Annotated in this window: 23 protein-coding genes and 1 tRNA gene; 18 read left to right on the forward strand and 6 right to left on the reverse strand. The window is 64.8% G+C overall.

The features are described 5' to 3' along the window. Positions 1-136 precede the first annotated feature (136 nt). Positions 137-784 carry a hypothetical protein gene (locus ACXJKC_RS03900; RefSeq protein ID WP_456695361.1) on the forward strand — a complete coding sequence of 216 codons (648 nt, stop codon included), beginning with the start codon at positions 137-139 and terminating at the stop codon, positions 782-784. After that, the gene (locus tag ACXJKC_RS03905) at positions 784-1,644 is read left to right on the forward strand and encodes a MazG family protein (RefSeq protein ID WP_456695362.1); all 861 of its coding nucleotides are present in this window, start codon (positions 784-786) and stop codon (positions 1,642-1,644) included. The genes ACXJKC_RS03900 and ACXJKC_RS03905 overlap by 1 nt, the downstream gene beginning before the upstream one ends. Here ACXJKC_RS03905 and ACXJKC_RS03910 read toward each other — a convergent pair. Continuing rightward, entirely contained in the window at positions 1,641-1,874 is a 234-nt protein-coding gene (locus tag ACXJKC_RS03910; protein WP_456695363.1) for a hypothetical protein, read from the reverse strand. The two genes, ACXJKC_RS03905 and ACXJKC_RS03910, sit on opposite strands and share 4 nt — an antisense overlap. Further along, complete coding sequence (locus ACXJKC_RS03915; RefSeq protein ID WP_456695364.1) at positions 1,811-2,134, reverse strand: hypothetical protein; 324 nt, start codon at positions 2,132-2,134, stop codon at positions 1,811-1,813. The genes ACXJKC_RS03910 and ACXJKC_RS03915 overlap by 64 nt, the downstream gene beginning before the upstream one ends. Before the next feature lie 110 nt (positions 2,135-2,244). On the opposite strand from ACXJKC_RS03915, the gene ACXJKC_RS03920 reads away from it, so the two are divergent. The 10 genes from ACXJKC_RS03920 (at position 2,245) to ACXJKC_RS03965 (ending at position 8,842) form a co-directional block, all read left to right on the forward strand. Next, positions 2,245-2,649, forward strand: coding sequence for a hypothetical protein (locus ACXJKC_RS03920; RefSeq protein WP_456695365.1), 405 nt, complete (start codon positions 2,245-2,247; stop codon positions 2,647-2,649). Between the two features lie 7 nt (positions 2,650-2,656). Then, positions 2,657-2,902, forward strand: coding sequence for a helix-turn-helix domain-containing protein (locus tag ACXJKC_RS03925; RefSeq protein ID WP_456695366.1), 246 nt, complete (start codon positions 2,657-2,659; stop codon positions 2,900-2,902). Between the two features lie 7 nt (positions 2,903-2,909). Beyond that, positions 2,910-3,818, forward strand: a complete 909-nt coding sequence (locus ACXJKC_RS03930; protein ID WP_456695367.1) for a zinc ribbon domain-containing protein — start codon at positions 2,910-2,912, stop codon at positions 3,816-3,818. A 208-nt stretch (positions 3,819-4,026) separates the two neighbouring features. Next, entirely contained in the window at positions 4,027-5,304 is a 1,278-nt protein-coding gene (gene eno, locus ACXJKC_RS03935) for a phosphopyruvate hydratase (RefSeq protein ID WP_456695368.1), read from the forward strand. A 126-nt stretch (positions 5,305-5,430) separates the two neighbouring features. After that, positions 5,431-5,895, forward strand: coding sequence for an FtsB family cell division protein (locus ACXJKC_RS03940; protein WP_456695369.1), 465 nt, complete (start codon positions 5,431-5,433; stop codon positions 5,893-5,895). After that, positions 5,892-6,407: a DUF501 domain-containing protein gene (locus ACXJKC_RS03945; protein WP_456695370.1), complete on the forward strand. Its 516-nt coding sequence runs from the start codon at positions 5,892-5,894 to the stop codon at positions 6,405-6,407. Before ACXJKC_RS03940 ends, ACXJKC_RS03945 begins: the two co-directional genes overlap by 4 nt. Then, positions 6,400-7,317 carry a Ppx/GppA phosphatase family protein gene (locus ACXJKC_RS03950; protein ID WP_456695371.1) on the forward strand — a complete coding sequence of 306 codons (918 nt, stop codon included), beginning with the start codon at positions 6,400-6,402 and terminating at the stop codon, positions 7,315-7,317. Before ACXJKC_RS03945 ends, ACXJKC_RS03950 begins: the two co-directional genes overlap by 8 nt. Beyond that, positions 7,314-8,228 carry an NAD(P)-dependent oxidoreductase gene (locus tag ACXJKC_RS03955; RefSeq protein WP_456695372.1) on the forward strand — a complete coding sequence of 305 codons (915 nt, stop codon included), beginning with the start codon at positions 7,314-7,316 and terminating at the stop codon, positions 8,226-8,228. Before ACXJKC_RS03950 ends, ACXJKC_RS03955 begins: the two co-directional genes overlap by 4 nt. 11 nt (positions 8,229-8,239) lie before the next feature. Continuing rightward, positions 8,240-8,312: transfer RNA gene (locus ACXJKC_RS03960), tRNA-Leu, on the forward strand. A 77-nt stretch (positions 8,313-8,389) separates the two neighbouring features. After that, positions 8,390-8,842 (forward strand): GNAT family N-acetyltransferase, encoded by a 453-nt coding sequence (locus ACXJKC_RS03965; protein ID WP_456695373.1) that lies wholly within the window; start codon positions 8,390-8,392, stop codon positions 8,840-8,842. On the opposite strand, the gene ACXJKC_RS03970 is transcribed toward ACXJKC_RS03965, so the two are convergent. Together ACXJKC_RS03970 and trmB are read right to left on the reverse strand one after the other, a co-directional pair. After that, on the reverse strand, positions 8,839-9,225 hold the full coding sequence (locus tag ACXJKC_RS03970; protein ID WP_456695374.1) for a DUF3052 family protein: 387 nt from the start codon (positions 9,223-9,225) through the stop codon (positions 8,839-8,841). The genes ACXJKC_RS03965 and ACXJKC_RS03970 overlap by 4 nt on opposite strands. A 9-nt stretch (positions 9,226-9,234) precedes the next feature. Further along, the gene (trmB, locus tag ACXJKC_RS03975; protein WP_456695375.1) at positions 9,235-9,945 is read right to left on the reverse strand and encodes a tRNA (guanosine(46)-N7)-methyltransferase TrmB; all 711 of its coding nucleotides are present in this window, start codon (positions 9,943-9,945) and stop codon (positions 9,235-9,237) included. A gap of 18 nt (positions 9,946-9,963) precedes the next feature. On the opposite strand from trmB, the gene ACXJKC_RS03980 reads away from it, so the two are divergent. The 4 genes from ACXJKC_RS03980 (at position 9,964) to ACXJKC_RS03995 (ending at position 12,817) form a co-directional block, all read left to right on the forward strand. Further along, positions 9,964-10,482 carry a DinB family protein gene (locus tag ACXJKC_RS03980; protein WP_456695376.1) on the forward strand — a complete coding sequence of 173 codons (519 nt, stop codon included), beginning with the start codon at positions 9,964-9,966 and terminating at the stop codon, positions 10,480-10,482. Between the two features lie 72 nt (positions 10,483-10,554). Further along, entirely contained in the window at positions 10,555-10,896 is a 342-nt protein-coding gene (locus ACXJKC_RS03985; protein WP_456695377.1) for a PadR family transcriptional regulator, read from the forward strand. Beyond that, positions 10,893-11,882, forward strand: a complete 990-nt coding sequence (locus ACXJKC_RS03990) for a hypothetical protein (RefSeq protein WP_456695378.1) — start codon at positions 10,893-10,895, stop codon at positions 11,880-11,882. The genes ACXJKC_RS03985 and ACXJKC_RS03990 overlap by 4 nt, the downstream gene beginning before the upstream one ends. An 89-nt stretch (positions 11,883-11,971) precedes the next feature. Next, positions 11,972-12,817 carry a Bax inhibitor-1/YccA family protein gene (locus tag ACXJKC_RS03995; RefSeq protein WP_456695379.1) on the forward strand — a complete coding sequence of 282 codons (846 nt, stop codon included), beginning with the start codon at positions 11,972-11,974 and terminating at the stop codon, positions 12,815-12,817. A gap of 78 nt (positions 12,818-12,895) precedes the next feature. On the opposite strand, the gene ACXJKC_RS04000 is transcribed toward ACXJKC_RS03995, so the two are convergent. Further along, entirely contained in the window at positions 12,896-13,840 is a 945-nt protein-coding gene (locus tag ACXJKC_RS04000) for an SGNH/GDSL hydrolase family protein (RefSeq protein ID WP_456695380.1), read from the reverse strand. A 105-nt stretch (positions 13,841-13,945) separates the two neighbouring features. Here ACXJKC_RS04000 and ACXJKC_RS04005 point away from each other — a divergent pair, with 105 nt between their 5' ends. Beyond that, entirely contained in the window at positions 13,946-14,845 is a 900-nt protein-coding gene (locus ACXJKC_RS04005) for a pirin family protein (RefSeq protein ID WP_456695381.1), read from the forward strand. A gap of 76 nt (positions 14,846-14,921) precedes the next feature. Further along, complete coding sequence (locus ACXJKC_RS04010; RefSeq protein WP_456695382.1) at positions 14,922-15,740, forward strand: SDR family NAD(P)-dependent oxidoreductase; 819 nt, start codon at positions 14,922-14,924, stop codon at positions 15,738-15,740. Between the two features lie 13 nt (positions 15,741-15,753). Here the strand turns inward: ACXJKC_RS04010 and ACXJKC_RS04015 are convergent, their stop codons facing one another. Continuing rightward, positions 15,754-16,341, reverse strand: coding sequence for a TetR/AcrR family transcriptional regulator (locus ACXJKC_RS04015; RefSeq protein ID WP_456695383.1), 588 nt, complete (start codon positions 16,339-16,341; stop codon positions 15,754-15,756). Between the last annotated feature and the right edge of the window lie 31 nt (positions 16,342-16,372).

The following is a 16,372-nucleotide window of genomic DNA, read 5'->3' on the forward strand; positions in this document are numbered from 1 at the left end:
GGACGGGTTTTCGACTCATTCCAAAGCCTAAACACCACCACCGACACCCCAAATCCAGCACACCGAAGATGTCCACAGGGTGACAAGCTCCGCCTGGCTCGGTTGAGTGCGCCGGTGGCATGGGTAATCTGTGACCATGCTCACTCGTAAGCGCGCTGTCATGCTTGCTGCCGCCGGGTCGTTGCTGGCCGCCTGCGGCAGCGTTCACCCCGGGGATGCCGCTGTCGTCGGCGGCGAGTCGATCCCGATGAGGACACTGGAGAAGACGGCCGAGGCGTACTGCACGTTGACGTTGAACTCCGCGCAGCAGCAGGGCGTCAACGCCGTGAGCAACACCGATATCCGTCGCCAGGCCGTCACCTCCCTGGTGTCGATCGTGGTGGCGCGCGACCTGGCAAAGTCCGAGAACCTGCAGATCAAGCCCAAGTCCTATTCGCTCACCGAGGTCCAGGTCGACCAGCTCGCGAAGACGTTCCCCAAAGCCGATCTGGACGAGCTGAAGAAGGCCCTCGAGGAGAGCCAGGAGGTCTCGACGATCGCCATCGCCTTGGCTGCGAAGTCGACCGGTCAAGTTCCTGACGAGACGAATCAGGCAGCGCTCGACGATCTGGGTCGGTCCGAGATCATGAAGGCGTTCAAGGCCAAGGATGTGCAGTTCGCACCGCGGTTCGGACTGAGTCCGTCTGGGGCGGAAAGGGCCGCGACGGGATCGCTTTCCGTTGCTCCAGTCGATCTCGAAGCGCCTACGCCCGAGGAGCTGCCGAAGACCCAGCGCTGCTCCTGATGCGGATACTGGTTCTCAGTCCTCGGGTTGCTCCGGGCATTCTGACGCTTCCAGCCTGGGACGCCTTGCGTACGGCGACCAGCGTCCATGCGACCGAGATCGATCCTCATGTGCAGGCGATCATGAGCTCCGGCATCGACGTCGAACTGGGGGAGCGGCCCGCTGCCGATGACGCTTCGGACGTCTGGATCGCTCCGACGGGAGATCTGGCCTGGGCGAACAAATTGGCCGATGAACTGATGTCTGATGACGGTGAGTCATGCGACGTCGAGGTCATCTTCGGCTCTTACGATCTTCCGGGTTCATCGCTTCTCGACGTCGTCGACGTCATGGACCGCCTGCGCAGGGAGTGTCCGTGGACCGCCGAGCAGTCGCATGCCTCGTTGAGTCCTTATCTCTTGGAGGAGGCGCACGAGACACTCGAAGCGCTCGACAATGGTGACAGTGATCATCTGCGCGAAGAGCTCGGCGATCTGCTGATGCAGATTGTGTTCCACGCGCGGATCGCCGCAGAGGACGAGGGCTGGGACATCGACGACGTCGCAGCGGGTATCGCCGACAAGCTCATCCGGCGCAGTCCCCATGTCTTCGCCGATGCTTCCGCTGAGACCGCTGCAGACGTCGACGCGGCCTGGCAGAGGATCAAGGCCTCCGAGAAGCAGCGCACCTCGGTGCACGAGGGGATCGCGGAGACGCTGCCCGCGCTGGCGTACGCCGACAAGGTGCTGGGTCGGTTGGCTGACGTCGATGTCACCGGCGGAGACTTCGGTTCACGGCTGCTTGCGCTCGTCGCGGAGGCCCGCGCCGCGGGAGTCGACGCCGAGGAGGCTCTGCGCAAGGCGGTACGGGCGCTGGGTTAGCCGCACTCGTCCGGGGCGGGGCCCTTTCCGTGGATGACGAGTTTCACATCGCCCTGGAGCGTGCGGTGGCGGCCTTTGCTCGAAATGTCGACGAGCGGCAGTTCGCCGGTGCCTTCGGTGAAGTCCTCGCGGCGGCAGTCGACGTCGACCTCGTCCGCGCCGTACTTCAGATCGAACTGAGCTGCACTGGCCGCGATCCCGGGTTGGAGACCACGACCCGGAGCAGGCATTCGGTATCGGGGCCCGCCGCGAGCTCGAATGCGGTGTAGGGGACCCCGTTCACGAAGACATCATCATCGGTCATGATCCGATAGTCGACGCGCTTACCATCGCAGAACATTGCGTCGGGAACGATGTCGATCTGGTCGAGGGCAGCGTTGCTGGGACGTATCCAGGTGACTTGCGCGATCACCACGGCTGCCGCGGCAATGGAGAGGGCGACAAGCGCGATCCACACATAGGTCCTGGGTCGTCTCCATGCTTCGAGCATGATGCGAATGCTCGCACAGCCTGATCACGCTCCTGGTGCGTTTCGCCGAAACCGACCAAGTCATCGCACGCGTGCTATGGACAGACATAGCATTCCTGCTATACCTTCTGTTGGACACCACCATCGAGGGAGACATCATGCAGGTCGCACATCCCACAGCCGCCACACCGTTCGCGATGCCGTCGCGCCTTGCTTGGATTCTCGTCGGAATCCATCTCGTCGCCGCGACGCTTCTCCTGCTGAGCGGACGGAGCACGCCATTCCTGATGGACGGCGAGTCGCCGCTCATCAACTTTCTGACGCCCATCGCCCTGGGTGCCGTCATCGCGGTGGTCGAGCTGACCCGACTGGATCCCCTCGTTGTGGCAAAGGCATGGGGGCTGACCCTCCTGATCAATCTCGCGGCCGTCGTCCTGATCCTTCCGGTCGTCATCCTCTACACCACGGCCGTCGCGACCGTGGCGGCGTTGATCTTGTGCGGGCCTGCTGCGATCCTGCGCCGAGTCATGGCGTGACGATTCGATGAGGGATATCCGCGATGACGAGTTCACCGCCCGGGTCGCCGCCCAGGTGATCGCTCGACGTGTGGAGTTGTCCCTCTCGCAGCGTGAACTCGCCGAGCTGTGTGGCACGACCCAGTCGGCGATCGCACGATTCGAGTCGGGCACCCGCCCGCCGAAACTCGACACGCTCATCCGCATCGCCGAGGCGCTCGACTGCGAACTCGACGTCACCTTCCGCCCACGTACCCGCCCCGCCCAGAAATGAGGACGCCATGTCCACGACGCGTGTAGACACCGAGGAGATCGCCTCGACCAAGAGCGAGAAGTTCCTCGCCGTCATCTTGACGGTTTTCATCCTCATCGGGGCGGGGTGGTCTTACGCCAAGACCGATCAGGTCGCTGGGGTGGGCCGGACGGCAGAGTTCACGGTCGCCGAGCAGGGGGCCCTGGACAAGCAGTCAGATGCAGCCGACCGGTTCGTGGCTGCGGATGAGGCCAATGAGTCCGCCAAGGCCGACTTCGATCTTGCCCGGAGCGAGCTCGGCCTTGCAGTCGATCGCGGCGAACCGACCGCCGCCTTGGAGAAGACCTACAGAGCGGCCAAGGCGTCCTACCTCGCCGCCCGTGCCGAGGTGGAGGCGGCGAAGGCGGCCTCCGACAAGGCCGACGAATCAGCGCGCGCGGCGCAGGAACGTTACGACCGACGCGCGGACGACAAGGGGGCCTGGAGCGGTTGGCTGTCGGCCGGATTGCGCCTCATCCTGATCGGCGCGCTGACGCTCGGAGGTCTGCGTCTCATCCGTCGGGTGCGCGAGCGCGAGTCACGCTATCTGCCGTTGGGCTTCGCGGTCGTTGGTTCTGGCGCGATCATGGCATTCGTCTTCGCGGTCGACTATGTGACGGACTACGTCGACATCCTCGATTTCGGACCCATTGCGTTGTCGCTCCTGGGCATCGCGGCGACGCTCGGCGCATTCGTGGCCCTGCAAAAGTATCTGGCCAGGCGCATTCCACGATCGCGGGTACGCAAGGGCGAATGCCCGTTCTGCGGATTCCCCGTCCACGCCGAATCCGGGCCACACTGCGAGGGTTGCGGGCGTGAGGTCCTGGCGACCTGTGCTTCGTGCGAGGCTCCGCGCCGGGTGGGGTCGCCGTTCTGCCCGGCCTGCGGGGAGAGCTGAGCACCGGCCACCCGCCCGAAAGAGTGGAGCGGTGCGCCAGCGTCCACTCAGCGTCCGGGAGTGGACGCCAGCGCACCGCCCCACGTCGGGAGTGGACGCCAGCGCACCGCCCCACGTCGGGAAGGGTGGAGCGGCGAGGCGGGTCGGTCGGCAAACAGCGCGGCACTAGGCTGTCCCCACAGGTCTTTCACTTATGAGGAGCAGTCTCTTGGCACGCATCGACGCCGTCGGCGCACGGGAAATTCTGGACTCGCGGGGCAACCCCACCGTCGAGGTCGAGGTCGCACTCGACGATGGCACCATCGGACGCGCGGCAGTTCCGTCGGGCGCCTCGACCGGCGCCTTCGAAGCCGTCGAGCTTCGTGACGGAGGCAAGCGCTACCTGGGCAAGGGCGTCCTCAAGGCCGTCGCAGGCGTCAATGACACGATCGGCCCGGCCCTGGTCGGATTCGACGCGGACGACCAGCGTTCGATCGATCTGGCGATGCTCGACATCGACGGAACACCCAACAAGGCCAAACTCGGCGCCAACGCGATCCTCGGCGTCTCGCTGGCTGCTTCGCACGCTGCCGCTGAGTCGGCGGGCCTGCCGCTGTTCCGCTACGTCGGTGGCCCCAACGCGCACGTACTGCCCGTCCCGATGATGAACATCCTCAACGGTGGATCGCACGCTGACTCCAACGTCGACATCCAGGAGTTCATGATCGCGCCGATCGGTGCGGCCACGTTCTCCGAGGCGCTGCAGCAGGGCGCCGAGGTCTACCACTCGCTCAAGTCGGTGCTCAACGAGCGCGGGCTGTCCACGGGGCTCGGCGACGAGGGCGGCTTCGCGCCCAACCTCGACTCCAACCGTGCTGCGCTGGAACTCATCTCGGTCGCGATCGAGAAGGCCGGCCTCAAGGTCGGCACCGACATCGCCATGGCGCTCGACGTCGCGGCGTCGGAGTTCTTCAAAGACGGCTCGTACTCGTTCGAGGGCCAGCAGAAGTCGGCCGAGGAGATGTCGGCCTACTACGCGCAGCTCGCGGCGGACTTCCCGATCGTCTCGATCGAGGATCCGCTCGACGAGGACGACTGGGCCGGCTGGACGACGCTGACCGAGACGATCGGCAACGACGTCCAGATCGTCGGCGACGACCTGTTCGTCACCAATGTCGAGCGTCTGACCCGCGGTATCGAAGAGGGCGCCGCGAACGCGCTGCTCGTCAAGGTCAACCAGATCGGTTCGCTGACCGAGACCCTCGACTCGGTCGAGCTGGCTCACCGTCACGGCTTCGCCTGCATGATGAGCCACCGCTCCGGCGAGACCGAGGACACCACGATCGCCGACCTGGCCGTGGCGACCAACTGTGGCCAGATCAAGACCGGCGCGCCGGCTCGTTCCGACCGTGTCGCCAAGTACAACCAGCTGCTGCGCATCGAGGAGCTCCTCGGCGCAGCGGCGACGTACGCCGGCGCTTCCGCGTTCCCGCGGCTGGCGCTCTGACCCATGGCAGCGCGTTCACCTCGCGGCCCAGGACGGAAACCTGATCGCAGACCAGGTGGGGGATCCCCTACCTCGAAGCGAGGACCGTCCGGGCAGCGGGGGGGACGTCCCGCGTCGTTGGGTGGCATGGCAAGCCCGGCGACGCCGGAACGATCCGGTCCCCGGCTGACGACTCGCGCGATCGTGCTGCTGGCGGTCGTCTTGTTGCTGCTCGCGTCCTACACATCGACGCTGCACGCCTGGTGGGAGCAGCGTTCGGAGATCCAGGCGACCAAGGCCGAGATCGCGATGCGAAAACTTGCCATCGCCGACCTCGAGGACCAGAAAGAGCGCTGGGACGATCCGGCGTACGTCAAGCAGCAGGCCAAGGAGCGCTTCGGCTGGGTCCTGCCCGGCGAAGTGGGTTATCGGGTCAAGGGCAGTGACGGCAAGGTGCAGGGCGCCGCAGTGCCGACACTCGACGTTCCGACCCAAGCAAAGTCGCCTCAGTGGTACGACAAGCTGTGGGGCAGTGTGGAGGCGGCCGGCAAGGAGCCGGTCGCCCCGAAGAAGAATCAACCCGATCCGGACAAGGTGCTGAAGGACCAGTGAACGTAGCGCAGGCCGACCTCGATGCAGTAGCCGAACAATTGGGCCGCCCGCCTCGCGGGATCCTCGAAATCATGTCCCGTTGCCCGTCGGGTCACCCCAATGTCGTCAAGACCGAGCCACGGCTCGATGACGGGACGCCGTTCCCGACGATGTTCTACCTGACCTGCCCGCGTCTCGCCGGTGAGATCGGGACGCTGGAAGCTTCCGGGCTCATGAAGGAAATGAGTGCTCGGCTCGAACAGGACGAAGCCCTGGCAACGCATTACGCCGAGGCGCACCGCACCTATCTTGCTGAGCGCGAAGCGCTGGGGCATGTGCCCGAGATCGACGGCATCACGGCAGGCGGCATGCCGACCCGCGTCAAATGCCTCCACGTGCTCGTCGGGCACTCTCTCGCGAAGGGACCTGGCGTGAACCCCTTGGGCGATGAGGCGATCGAGCTGCTCGGCGCCTGGTGGGAAGGCAACTCCTGCGGCGCCGATTGGGTCGAACCGGAGCCGGACGATGTCTGAGTGTCGCGTCGGGGCCATCGACTGCGGGACCAATTCGATCCGTCTGCTCATCAGCGACATCGACGGTGACGCCAAGACCGACTTGCTGCGCGAAATGCGGATCGTGCGCCTGGGCGAGGGGGTCGATCAAAGCGGTCGTCTCAGCGCGGCCGCGATCGAACGCACCCTCGTGGCCACCCGCGAGTACGCCGAGATGCTCGCGATGTTCGACGTCACGGATATCCGTTTCTGTGCGACATCGGCGATGCGCGATGCCGCCAACGGCGAGGAGCTGGAAGACGCGGTCGAGGAGATCCTCGGCGTGCGGCCCGTCGTGCTTGCCGGTGTCGACGAGGCCCGGGCCTCATTCCTGGGTGCGACATGGGATCTCGACCCGGTCCGTACGCTCGTCGTCGACATCGGCGGGGGATCGACCGAACTCGTCGTCGGCACAGGCGATGTGATCGAGTGGTCGGTATCTCTCGACATCGGCTCGGTCCGACTCACGGAGCGCTTCCTGGCCGGAGATCCGGCGCCCGTCAACGAAGTCGCGGCATGCATGGATCACATCGACGGCGTGCTGAAACCCTTCATGGATCAGATTGCGCCGATCGACCTGTTCGTAGGCGTCGCGGGAACCATCACCACCGTCGCCGCACACGCTCTGGCGTTGCCGACGTATGACTCGACCCGGATCCACGACGCCCGGCTCCGGCTCGACGACGTCCGCGCGGCGTGCGTCTCCTTGGTACAGATGTCGGTGGCCGACCGTCGGGCGCTGCCGTTCATGCACCCGGGACGCGCCGACGTCATCGGGGCCGGCGCGTTGATCCTCGACCGGCTGATCGCGCTGCTGCCTTTGCGGACCGAGACGCTTGTAGTCAGCGAACACGACATCCTCGACGGCATCGCATGGGAGATGGCTCAATGAACGAACGCAGGCTACACGTCACAGTCCCCGACGCCGATTGGCTCTCCGATCTGGACGATCTGGACGGCGTCGACCTGACGGTGTGGGACTTCGTCTCACCGCAGCCGCAGCGATACGTCGATCTCGCGGTGCGGCCCTACAGTGTCGCGGCGTCAGGTTTGGAGGCGCTCGACAGTTCTCGTCTCAACATCATCCAGTCACAGGCTTTGGGATTCGACGGGATCGGCGACGTCCTGCCTGACGGGATCACCTACTGCAATGCGGTCGGCGTACACGAGGAGTCGACTGCGGAGCTGGGAGTCGCGCTGTTGTTGGCGTCGCAGCGCGAGGTGGATCGATACGCCCGCGAGATCGGTCAGTGGAACCGCCGATTCACCGCGAGTTTGATCGATCGCCGGATCATGCTGCTGGGCTACGGCGGTATCGGTGTCGAGCTGGAGAAGCGGCTCGACGGTTTCGGCGCCACCCTGGTCAGGGTCGCGTCGCGGCGCCGTGAGGACGAGCGGGGGACTGTCCACGGGATCGACGAACTGGCCGACTTGCTGCCGACCGTCGACGTCGTCGTGCTGGCCATCCCGCTGACCGCCGACACGACCGGGCTCGTGGACGACAACTTCCTGGCAGCGTTGCCGGACGGCGCCGTCGTGGTCAATGTCTCGCGCGGCTCCGTCGTCGACTCCGCTGCGGTGGTTCGCCAGGCCGGCCGTATCCGACTGGCAACCGATGTGACCGATCCGGAGCCGCTGCCGCCGGAGCATCCACTGTGGTCGACGCCAGGTGTGCTCATCTCACCGCACGTGGGCGGAATGTCGAGTGCGATGCAGCCACGGATCGAAGCGGTCGTCCGTCGTCAGGTCGAGCGATTGCTCGCGGGCGATGACCCGGCCGACATCGTGTTCCCATCCCGCTAGGCTGATTGCCGGCTCCCGTAGCCCAACGGCAGAGGCAGATGGCTTAAACCCGTCACAGTGTGGGTTCGAATCCCACCGGGAGCACAGATCAGATGGCGCTACCTCGCCTGAACCTGACCCGACTGGACTAGTCTGGCGTCAACGACGGGAGGAGATGACAGGTGATCTTCTCCTCACCCGATCCTGCAGCGGATCCGTACTTCGCGCAGACGCTGCTGGTATTGCAGCGGTCTTCGTATGCGTTGGAAGCAGAGATCATCGGGGATGATCGCATTCCTCCGCTGCACCAGGACGCGGTCGGGCTCACAGGATGGCGTGGGCGTTGGATCACGGCGTGGGACGGCGTCGATCTTGTCGGTGCGGTCGCCTGGGCCGAGCACGACGAGCACATCGACATCGACAAGCTGATGGTGAGCCCCGGCGCGACGAGACGGGGGATCGGCGCGGCTCTGCTCGAGCGGGTCATCGATCGATCAGCCGGACGTCAGGTGTTCGTGGCGACCGGGCGCGACAACGTCCCGGCGGTCTCGCTCTACGCCAAGTACGGCTTCGAGCGGGAGGCCGATGAGCAGGTTCCGCCGGGAATCTGGGTGTCCAGGTTCCGCCGGAACTAAGACGGCTCGAACCGCAGAGCAGCCCACGTCTCGTCGAGGGCGACGGACTCGACGGCGTACCAGCCGTAGTCGGCGACGAGCTCTTGAATCGAGTCCTCGTCGATATCGGCGTGACTGCCGATGGGGTACGACACCCAGACCACGGGGATCGAGCCGAGCTGGGGGAGGAACTCGTCGAAGCTGTCGGCCAGCTCGGTCCGGTCACCGGCGAACAGGATGGCGGCATCGACCGACTCGGGTTCTTCCTCGTCGCGGATCTCGATCATCTCGGCGCCCTCGGGCATCGGATCGAGAATCGAGGTCTCTTCGACCGACGTGCCGATGATCCAGACGACGAACCCTTCGGAGATGCGAAGTTTTTCGGCGGTGGTGGTCTCGGTCATGGGGTCATCCTAGGGCTTGCGGGTGGCGACCAGGTCGCGGATATCGCGATCGACGCGTAGCCCCTTGCCTTCGAAACGGGTCAGCGGACGTCCTTCGAACCGAGGTGCCCAGTCGTCGGAGAACTCGAAGTCGGGCGAACCGGCAAGCACCTCGAACATCTGGTCGGCGTAGTCCTGCCAATCCGTGGCGAGCCGCCAGAGAGCACCAGGCTCAAGGGCCCGGGCGGCGACGGCGGCGAATTCGGGGGTCACGAGACGGCGCTTGTTGTGGCGCTTCTTGTGCCAAGGATCCGGGAACCAGATCCGTAGTTCGTGCACCGAACCCGGCGGCAACATCGTGGTGAGTGCTTCAGCCGCGTTGACGATCATGAGGCGCACATTGGAGACATCCTCGTGCCGCATGGTCACGAGGGTCTGTGCGACGCCGGGGATGTAGACCTCCAGACCGAGGAAGTCCAGCTCGGGATTCTCCTTCGCGGCGTGGACGATCGCTTCGCCGCGTCCGCTGCCGATCTCGACGACAAGGGGCGCTTGCCGTCCGAAGGCGGCCTGTCGGTCGAGCACGTACGTCGGGTCGATCGAGGTGTTCGGACCGTGGCGAGGCGTATCGAGCACATATGTCTCGGCGGTTGCGTCCCAGGCGCTTTGCTGGCGTTCGGTCAGGCGTCCGCCGCGTCGGGTGAACGAGACGGGTTCGGTGCGATAAGGCGTCGGTTCCACTCGCGCTAGCGTAGACGGGTGGCCATACAACCTGATGACAAGGACTGGACCTGGGTGTTGCGCGAGCGATGCCCCGAGTGTGGGCTGACCGCCTCCGACGTCGCGGTCGCCTCGATCGGCGATCGTCTGCGCGCAGACCTGCCCCGCTGGGTCTCGGTGCTCGAGCGTCCTGACGCGCGGGCACGGCCTTCTGTCGAGGTGTGGTCGCCGACGGAGTACGCGTGCCACGTGCGGGACGTCTTCGAGTTGTTCGGTCGGCGCATCCAGTTGATGCTCGACGAGGATGACCCCGAATTCGCCGACTGGAACCAGGACGTCACCGCGATCGAGGATGACTACGCCGCGCAGGATCCGCTGGTCGTTTCGCGCGAGCTGGTCGAGGCCGGTCTGGTCGCGGCCGACATATTTGATGCGATCCCGCCCGAGGCCCACGGGCGGACGGGGCGTCGCAGCAACGGTTCGAGCTTCACAGTCGAGACTCTCGCGCAGTACTTCTGGCACGACGTGGCCCACCACCTCCACGACATCGGCGGCTGAGTTCCAGTTTCGACCCGGCCCATGGTGGCGTACTCCACGCAGTAGTGCGCATTGCGTGGTACTGTCCCATCCATGGATGCTACCCAGCTACTCAAGGGCGTGCTCGACGTCGCGGTGCTCGCCGTGGTCGAGGACGAGGACGGCTACGGCTATGACGTTGTGCGACGCCTGCGGGCCGCAGGGCTCGAAGAAGTCGGAGACGCCTCCGTCTACGGCACACTGCGTCGTCTCTACACGGCCGGTGCGCTGACGTCGTACGTCGTGCCGTCCGAGGAAGGGCCGCATCGCAAGTACTACGGCATCAATTCCCAAGGACGCGAGATGCTCTCCGTCCAGCGCAAGGTCTGGGCCGACTTCTCGGCCACGATGAATCGACTACTCACCAATGGATCCCAGCCTGGGGAGGCAGCATGACCACGTCCACCGTCGCACCAGAGATCCTTGCATTTGCTCGAGGCGTCCGAGATGCGCTCGCGGACCTGCCCGCCGACGAGGTCGACGATCTGACCGACGGGCTCGAGGCCGATCTGGCCGAGTCACTGGCCGAAGACCTGCGCCGCACCTTGCCGGACCCTGTCGCCTACGCCGCAGAGCTTCGACTGGCCGCCGGCCTTCCTGTGCGGGAGACCACTACGCGCAGCGGTGTGTTGGCAAGTCTCGTCGACGTCTTGCGGGACGCCCGTATCGGCGCTGTGCAAGCGCTGCACAGCACACCCGCCGCCATGGCAGTCGTGGACTTCCTGGCTGCCTTGCGGCCGGGCTGGTGGATCTTCCGTGCCTGGCTGGCCACGTGGTTGTCGGCGGCTTTCTTCGGAATGGAGCGGGGCTATTGGTTCGAGGGCGCGTTCTGGCTCGTGCTGCTGCTGTTCGTGATCGTCAGTGTCCAATGGGGCCGAGGTCGGTTAGCGTTTCCCGGAATGCGAGCTGTGACGGTGATCGGCAACCTCGCCGCTGTCGTGGTTCTGCTTCCCGTGTTCAACGCAGCACAGGCGTGGGGCGGAGGAACGGTCTACGTCGAGACCGAATCGGCACCTGACCTCACCGGCGTCTATCTCAACGGGGTTCCCGTGACCAATATCTTCGGCTACGACGCCAAGGGGCGGGCGCTGACCGATATCCAGTTGTTCGACCAGGACGGAAAGCCGCTGGCGACATCCGTGCCCGGCGGGAACGGATGCCTGGATCGCGGGTGTACCAGGAATGGCCTGTGGGTGCCTTCGGCATTGCAGAACGGGACAGTGGTCTGGAACGTGTTCCCCATGCGGATGGTGGAGGCCGACTATGCGGATGACGGCGGAAAACTCGACGCTGTGCAGGGTGCGGGGCCCCAAGATCGTCCGCTCCCGTTCGAGCGGGTCCCCGCGCTCGTCGCACCCAAGAAGGTTGCAGAATCCGACTAGTATTTCGGGATCAAACACCCTGTCGCGGGCGTTAGATAGGGTAGAAGCAATGACTCCACATTCATGGAGCCGATCCCACGGAGGGAATCATGCAGAGCAACAACCCGATCTTCACTCGTAACAACGAGTTCAACGGTCGCGCTGGGGCAGTCACCACCGACCCGTCGCAGTGGCAGATCGACCTGAACGGCGGCTCGCCCACCCACACCGAGCGGGGCACCGGCACCGGTCGTATGACGATCGACTCGGTCGTCGAGAAGACCGCCATCACACTTGGCCTGGTCATCGCGGCAGCCGCCGTGACCTGGGTTGTCATCGGCGAGATCATCTCCGACACCGGCTTCGCCAATCAGGATGCCGTGAACAAGGCATACGCGCTCAGCCTCGTCGGAGGTCTCGGCGGCTTCGTTCTCGTCCTGGTCAACGGCTTCAAGAAGGTCACCAGCCCGGCTTTGGTCTTGGGCTACGCGGTGCTCGAAGGTGTGTTCGTCGGTGCCTTCTCCAAGCTGCTCACCAACCTGGTCAGCGCTGACGAGTCGATCATCTTCGGCGCCGTGCTCGGCACGTTCGCTGCGGTGGCCGGAACACTGGCCGCGTACAAGTTCTTCAACATCCAGGTCGGTGCGAAGTTCCGCAAGATCGTCATCGCCTCGGTTCTCGGATTCGTCGCAGTCTCGTTCCTGTCGATGATCATGTCGTTCTTCGGCTCGGGTCTCGGCGTCAACGGATTCGGACCGATCGGCTTCGTGTTCGCGTGCCTGGGCCTCGTGCTCGGTGTCTTCATGCTGATCCTCGACTTTGACTTCGTCGAGAAGGGCATCGCCGCCGGACTTCCCGAGGTCGAGTCGTGGCAGGCCGCACTCGGTCTGACCGTCACGATCGTGTGGATCTACACCAACATCCTGCGCATCATGGCGATCATCAACAGCGACTGATCTCAAGCTGGTACCACGTGAAGAGCGACCGTCCCTCCGGGGCGGTCGCTCTTTACTGTGTCGACGTCGGGTGAGCCGTCAATTTCCGCGACGACGGCGCAGGACCGTCGCCCAACGGCCACCGCCTTGGGCCTTGTCCTGGACGACCTCGGTGCCTGGGTGCTGGGACGCCTCGGCAGCGGCTTCGCGCACAGGCATGAGATCGCGCGGGGTGTTGGACGGTGCGAAACCGGCATATTCGAAGGTGCGGGACTTCTCGCGCAGCGAGGCGGCAACTGCGGGGATGATGACCGAGACCATATTGGCGTAGCCGGTCTCGGACGGGTGGAAGTGATCGACGCCGAACATGATCTCGCGCTTCTCGGCGAACAGGGTCCCGAGCAGGCCGCCCAGCGACACGGCGCGACCACCGGCCTCGACGACGGCGATGGTCTGCTTGCGGGCAAGGCTCCGACTCAGCAGCCGCGCGACTGCCCGGAGAGGCTGTTTGATCGGGCGAACACTGCCAAGATCCGGTGTCGTGCCCACGACAACCTCGCAGCCGGACGACACGAGCCGGCGTACGACGTCCCCGAGGAGACGCGCTGAAGTGCTGGGACGTACTTGATGGGTCACGTCATTGGTACCGACGACGATGACCGCAACATCAGGGTCCCAGCCGTCAACCTGATCGAGCTGGCTCATGAGAGCCGATGTCTGGGCACCCACCACGGCGCGGGTCTTGACCTCGACCGGTGCATCCATGAGGTGGGCGATGCCGATACCGATCATGGCGGCCGGCGTCGCATCTGCGCGTTTCATGCCATAGCCGACGGCGGCAGAGTCGCCCAGAACGAGTACCTTGATCGGGGTTCCGGGCAGATCGTCGCCGTAGATTCCCTCGGGCGAAGGCGGTCGCTCGGCGCTGGTGCCGATCGCGCGCCGGGCCAGCAGGGCCTCGCCGATCAGGAATCCGTAGAAGCTGGAGACTGTTGCTCCGCCGCCGATGAGGGCCGTGGTGGCGATCTTGCGTGGGCGGGGCATAACTCGATTTTACGGGCTGCTGGTGGCCAGACCAGCAGATATGGACTCAGGGGGGTGTGAACTTGGCTACCCACGATTGCTCGACCGCACCGTACGCTCTTAACTATGAGCTCTGATCTGACTCTCGGTGCGAGAGAGGTGCCCCTGGGTGGTCTGCGTGGACTGACGGTGCACCGCACGCTTCCGCAGCGTGGATTTCCCACGGTGGGCGCATGGTGCTTCGTCGATCACTTCGGGCCGACCACGGAGTCGATGGCGGTGCTGCCGCACCCGCACACCGGACTGCAGACTGTGACCTGGCCGCTGGCCGGAGAGATCCGTCATCGCGACAGTCTGGGAAATGACGTTGTCCTCAAGCCGGGCGAGCTCAACCTCATGACGTCCGGCGATGGCGTCTCGCATTCGGAGTTCTCGGTGGGGGACCCGGAATCGCCGATGCAAGGTATCCAACTCTGGGTCGCCTTGCCGCAGAACGCTCGTCAGGGCGCGGCCGGTTTCGAACATCACCCAGACCTCCCCGTCACGGAGGGGGAGGGATGGACGGCCAAGGTGCTGCTGGGGCAGATGGCGGATGCGGTATCGCCGGCTACGACCTATACGCCGATCATGGGTGCCGAGGTGCGGGTGCAGCCAGGATTCACCAAGATCCCGCTACGTGCCGACTTCGAACACGCGATCTTGGCTGTTGATGGTCCCGTCGTGGTCGAGGGGGTGGAGGTCGCACACCGCAAGCTGCGCTTTCTCGCGCCAGGGCGTTCTGAGATCGGTCTGCAGGTCGCGGGGGAAACGACACTGCTGTTGATCGGGGGTAAGCCCTTCGACGAGGAGCTCGTCATGTGGTGGAACTTCATCGGGCGCTCGCATGAGGACATCGTCGAAGCGCGCGATCAGTGGCAGGCCGCCGCTGCGCGGTTCGGTCACGTCGACGGCCACGGCGGTCAAGTCATCCCGGCGCCGCCGCTGCCGGAAGTACGACTGACACCTCGACGCCGGCAGCCGGACTGAAACCCTTTCACGTAATTGGATTATCTGGTAGCGTCGGTTTCGGATACTGTAAGTATCTGAAACCGAGAGGACTTCCATGACTCACTTCACCGGCAAGGTGGCTGTCGTCACCGGCGCGGCATCTGGCATCGGGCGAGCACTGTCGGTCGAGTTGGCGCGTCGCGGGGCCCGTCTCGCGATCAGCGATGTCGACGTTCGGGGCCTGGCTGAGACGGAGTCCCTCGTCAAGGCCGCAGGTGCTGAGGTGCGTTCCGACCCTCTCGACGTGTCGCAGCGCGAACTCGTGCTGGCTTACGCCGACTCCGTCGCCGAGCAGTTCGGCGCTGTCCACTTGGTCTTCAACAATGCCGGCATCGCCTTCACCGGTGGTGTCGAGCAGATGTCGTTCAAAGACATCGATCGGGTCATGGACGTTGACTTCTGGGGAGTCGTCAACGGCACCAAAGCATTCCTGCCTCACCTCGTGGCTTCCGGTGACGGGCACGTCATCAATATCTCGAGTGTTTTCGGCCTGTTCGCCGTGCCGACGCAAAGCGCCTACAACGCCGCGAAGTTCGCAGTGCGGGGATTCACCGAGTCGCTGCGCCAGGAGATGGTCAACGGCAAACGTCCGGTCAGGGTCACGTGTGTCCACCCCGGCGGGATCAAGACCAATATCGCTCGCAACGCCGGGCAGGTCGACGGCCTCGATCACGACAAGCTGGCAGGATCGTTCGACAAGCTAGCCCGCACATCTCCGGACAAGGCCGCCCAGGTCATCCTCAAGGGCGTCGAGAAGAACAAGGCGCGAGTCCTGATCGGCGCCGACGCTTGGGCGCTCGACAAGTTCGTCCGGGTGACCGGGCCGGGCTATCAGCGGATCGTCAGCATGTTCAGCAAACGCAACGGGCTGTGAGCCCGGCGAGTAGCTAGGGCTTATCGTGCGTCAGCGCTTGAACCGTCGAAGTGAGAATCGTGGCGGCCAGATCGCGGACCTCGTCGCGGGACACGTTGTTGGCGTCGAGCCACTCATGCGCGAGGTTGCGCAACATCAGCACCCAACTGCGAACCGCAAGCTCCAGCAGCTCGCTGGGCTTCGTGGGGCTGAGCAGCGCCAGAATGTGTGCGGCCTGCTGACTGATGTCGCGGTCGATGATGGCCTGGACCTCGGCATCGGCCGAGGCAGCTCCGCGAAAAGCCGCTTTGACTCCCATCTTGTGCGTGTCGCAGTAGTCGAGGTAGGTCCCGATGCTCTGCAGCAGCTGCACGGGAACCGATGCCTGCGGGTCGGGAACGGGGAGTTCGGCCATCCGTTCGGACTCGCGTTTGACCATCGCGGCAAAGAAGGCCCGTTTGTTGGGGAAGTAGTGATAGAGCAATCCGCGCGAAACTCCGGCTACCTCGGCGAGTTCCTCGATGTGGACCTCTTCGTACGACCGGTCCGCGAACAGCTCGGCGCCGAGGTCGAGCAATTGGTCTTGACGAGCCTCGCGACTGAGGCGGGTGCGGGTGGCCATGCCGGAAGGATACTTACCGAGGGAGATTTTC

It is taken from the genome of Aeromicrobium sp. P5_D10 (assembly GCF_054049535.1).

Bases quoted from the DNA above. Each gene is read 5' to 3' on its own strand.
- ACXJKC_RS03900 (WP_456695361.1), top strand. From the start codon at position 137: ATGCTCACTCGTAAGCGCGCTGTCATGCTTGCTGCCGCCGGGTCGTTG.
- ACXJKC_RS03905 (WP_456695362.1), top strand. From the start codon at position 784: ATGCGGATACTGGTTCTCAGTCCTCGGGTTGCTCCGGGCATTCTGACG.
- ACXJKC_RS03910 (WP_456695363.1), bottom strand. From the start codon at position 1,874: ATGCCTGCTCCGGGTCGTGGTCTCCAACCCGGGATCGCGGCCAGTGCA.
- ACXJKC_RS03915 (WP_456695364.1), bottom strand. From the start codon at position 2,134: ATGCTCGAAGCATGGAGACGACCCAGGACCTATGTGTGGATCGCGCTT.
- ACXJKC_RS03925 (WP_456695366.1), top strand. From the start codon at position 2,657: ATGAGGGATATCCGCGATGACGAGTTCACCGCCCGGGTCGCCGCCCAG.
- ACXJKC_RS03930 (WP_456695367.1), top strand. From the start codon at position 2,910: ATGTCCACGACGCGTGTAGACACCGAGGAGATCGCCTCGACCAAGAGC.
- ACXJKC_RS03940 (WP_456695369.1), top strand. From the start codon at position 5,431: ATGGCAAGCCCGGCGACGCCGGAACGATCCGGTCCCCGGCTGACGACT.
- ACXJKC_RS03950 (WP_456695371.1), top strand. From the start codon at position 6,400: ATGTCTGAGTGTCGCGTCGGGGCCATCGACTGCGGGACCAATTCGATC.
- ACXJKC_RS03955 (WP_456695372.1), top strand. From the start codon at position 7,314: ATGAACGAACGCAGGCTACACGTCACAGTCCCCGACGCCGATTGGCTC.
- ACXJKC_RS03970 (WP_456695374.1), bottom strand. From the start codon at position 9,225: ATGACCGAGACCACCACCGCCGAAAAACTTCGCATCTCCGAAGGGTTC.
- ACXJKC_RS03985 (WP_456695377.1), top strand. From the start codon at position 10,555: ATGGATGCTACCCAGCTACTCAAGGGCGTGCTCGACGTCGCGGTGCTC.
- ACXJKC_RS03990 (WP_456695378.1), top strand. From the start codon at position 10,893: ATGACCACGTCCACCGTCGCACCAGAGATCCTTGCATTTGCTCGAGGC.
- ACXJKC_RS03995 (WP_456695379.1), top strand. From the start codon at position 11,972: ATGCAGAGCAACAACCCGATCTTCACTCGTAACAACGAGTTCAACGGT.
- ACXJKC_RS04000 (WP_456695380.1), bottom strand. From the start codon at position 13,840: ATGCCCCGCCCACGCAAGATCGCCACCACGGCCCTCATCGGCGGCGGA.
- ACXJKC_RS04005 (WP_456695381.1), top strand. From the start codon at position 13,946: ATGAGCTCTGATCTGACTCTCGGTGCGAGAGAGGTGCCCCTGGGTGGT.
- ACXJKC_RS04010 (WP_456695382.1), top strand. From the start codon at position 14,922: ATGACTCACTTCACCGGCAAGGTGGCTGTCGTCACCGGCGCGGCATCT.
- ACXJKC_RS04015 (WP_456695383.1), bottom strand. From the start codon at position 16,341: ATGGCCACCCGCACCCGCCTCAGTCGCGAGGCTCGTCAAGACCAATTG.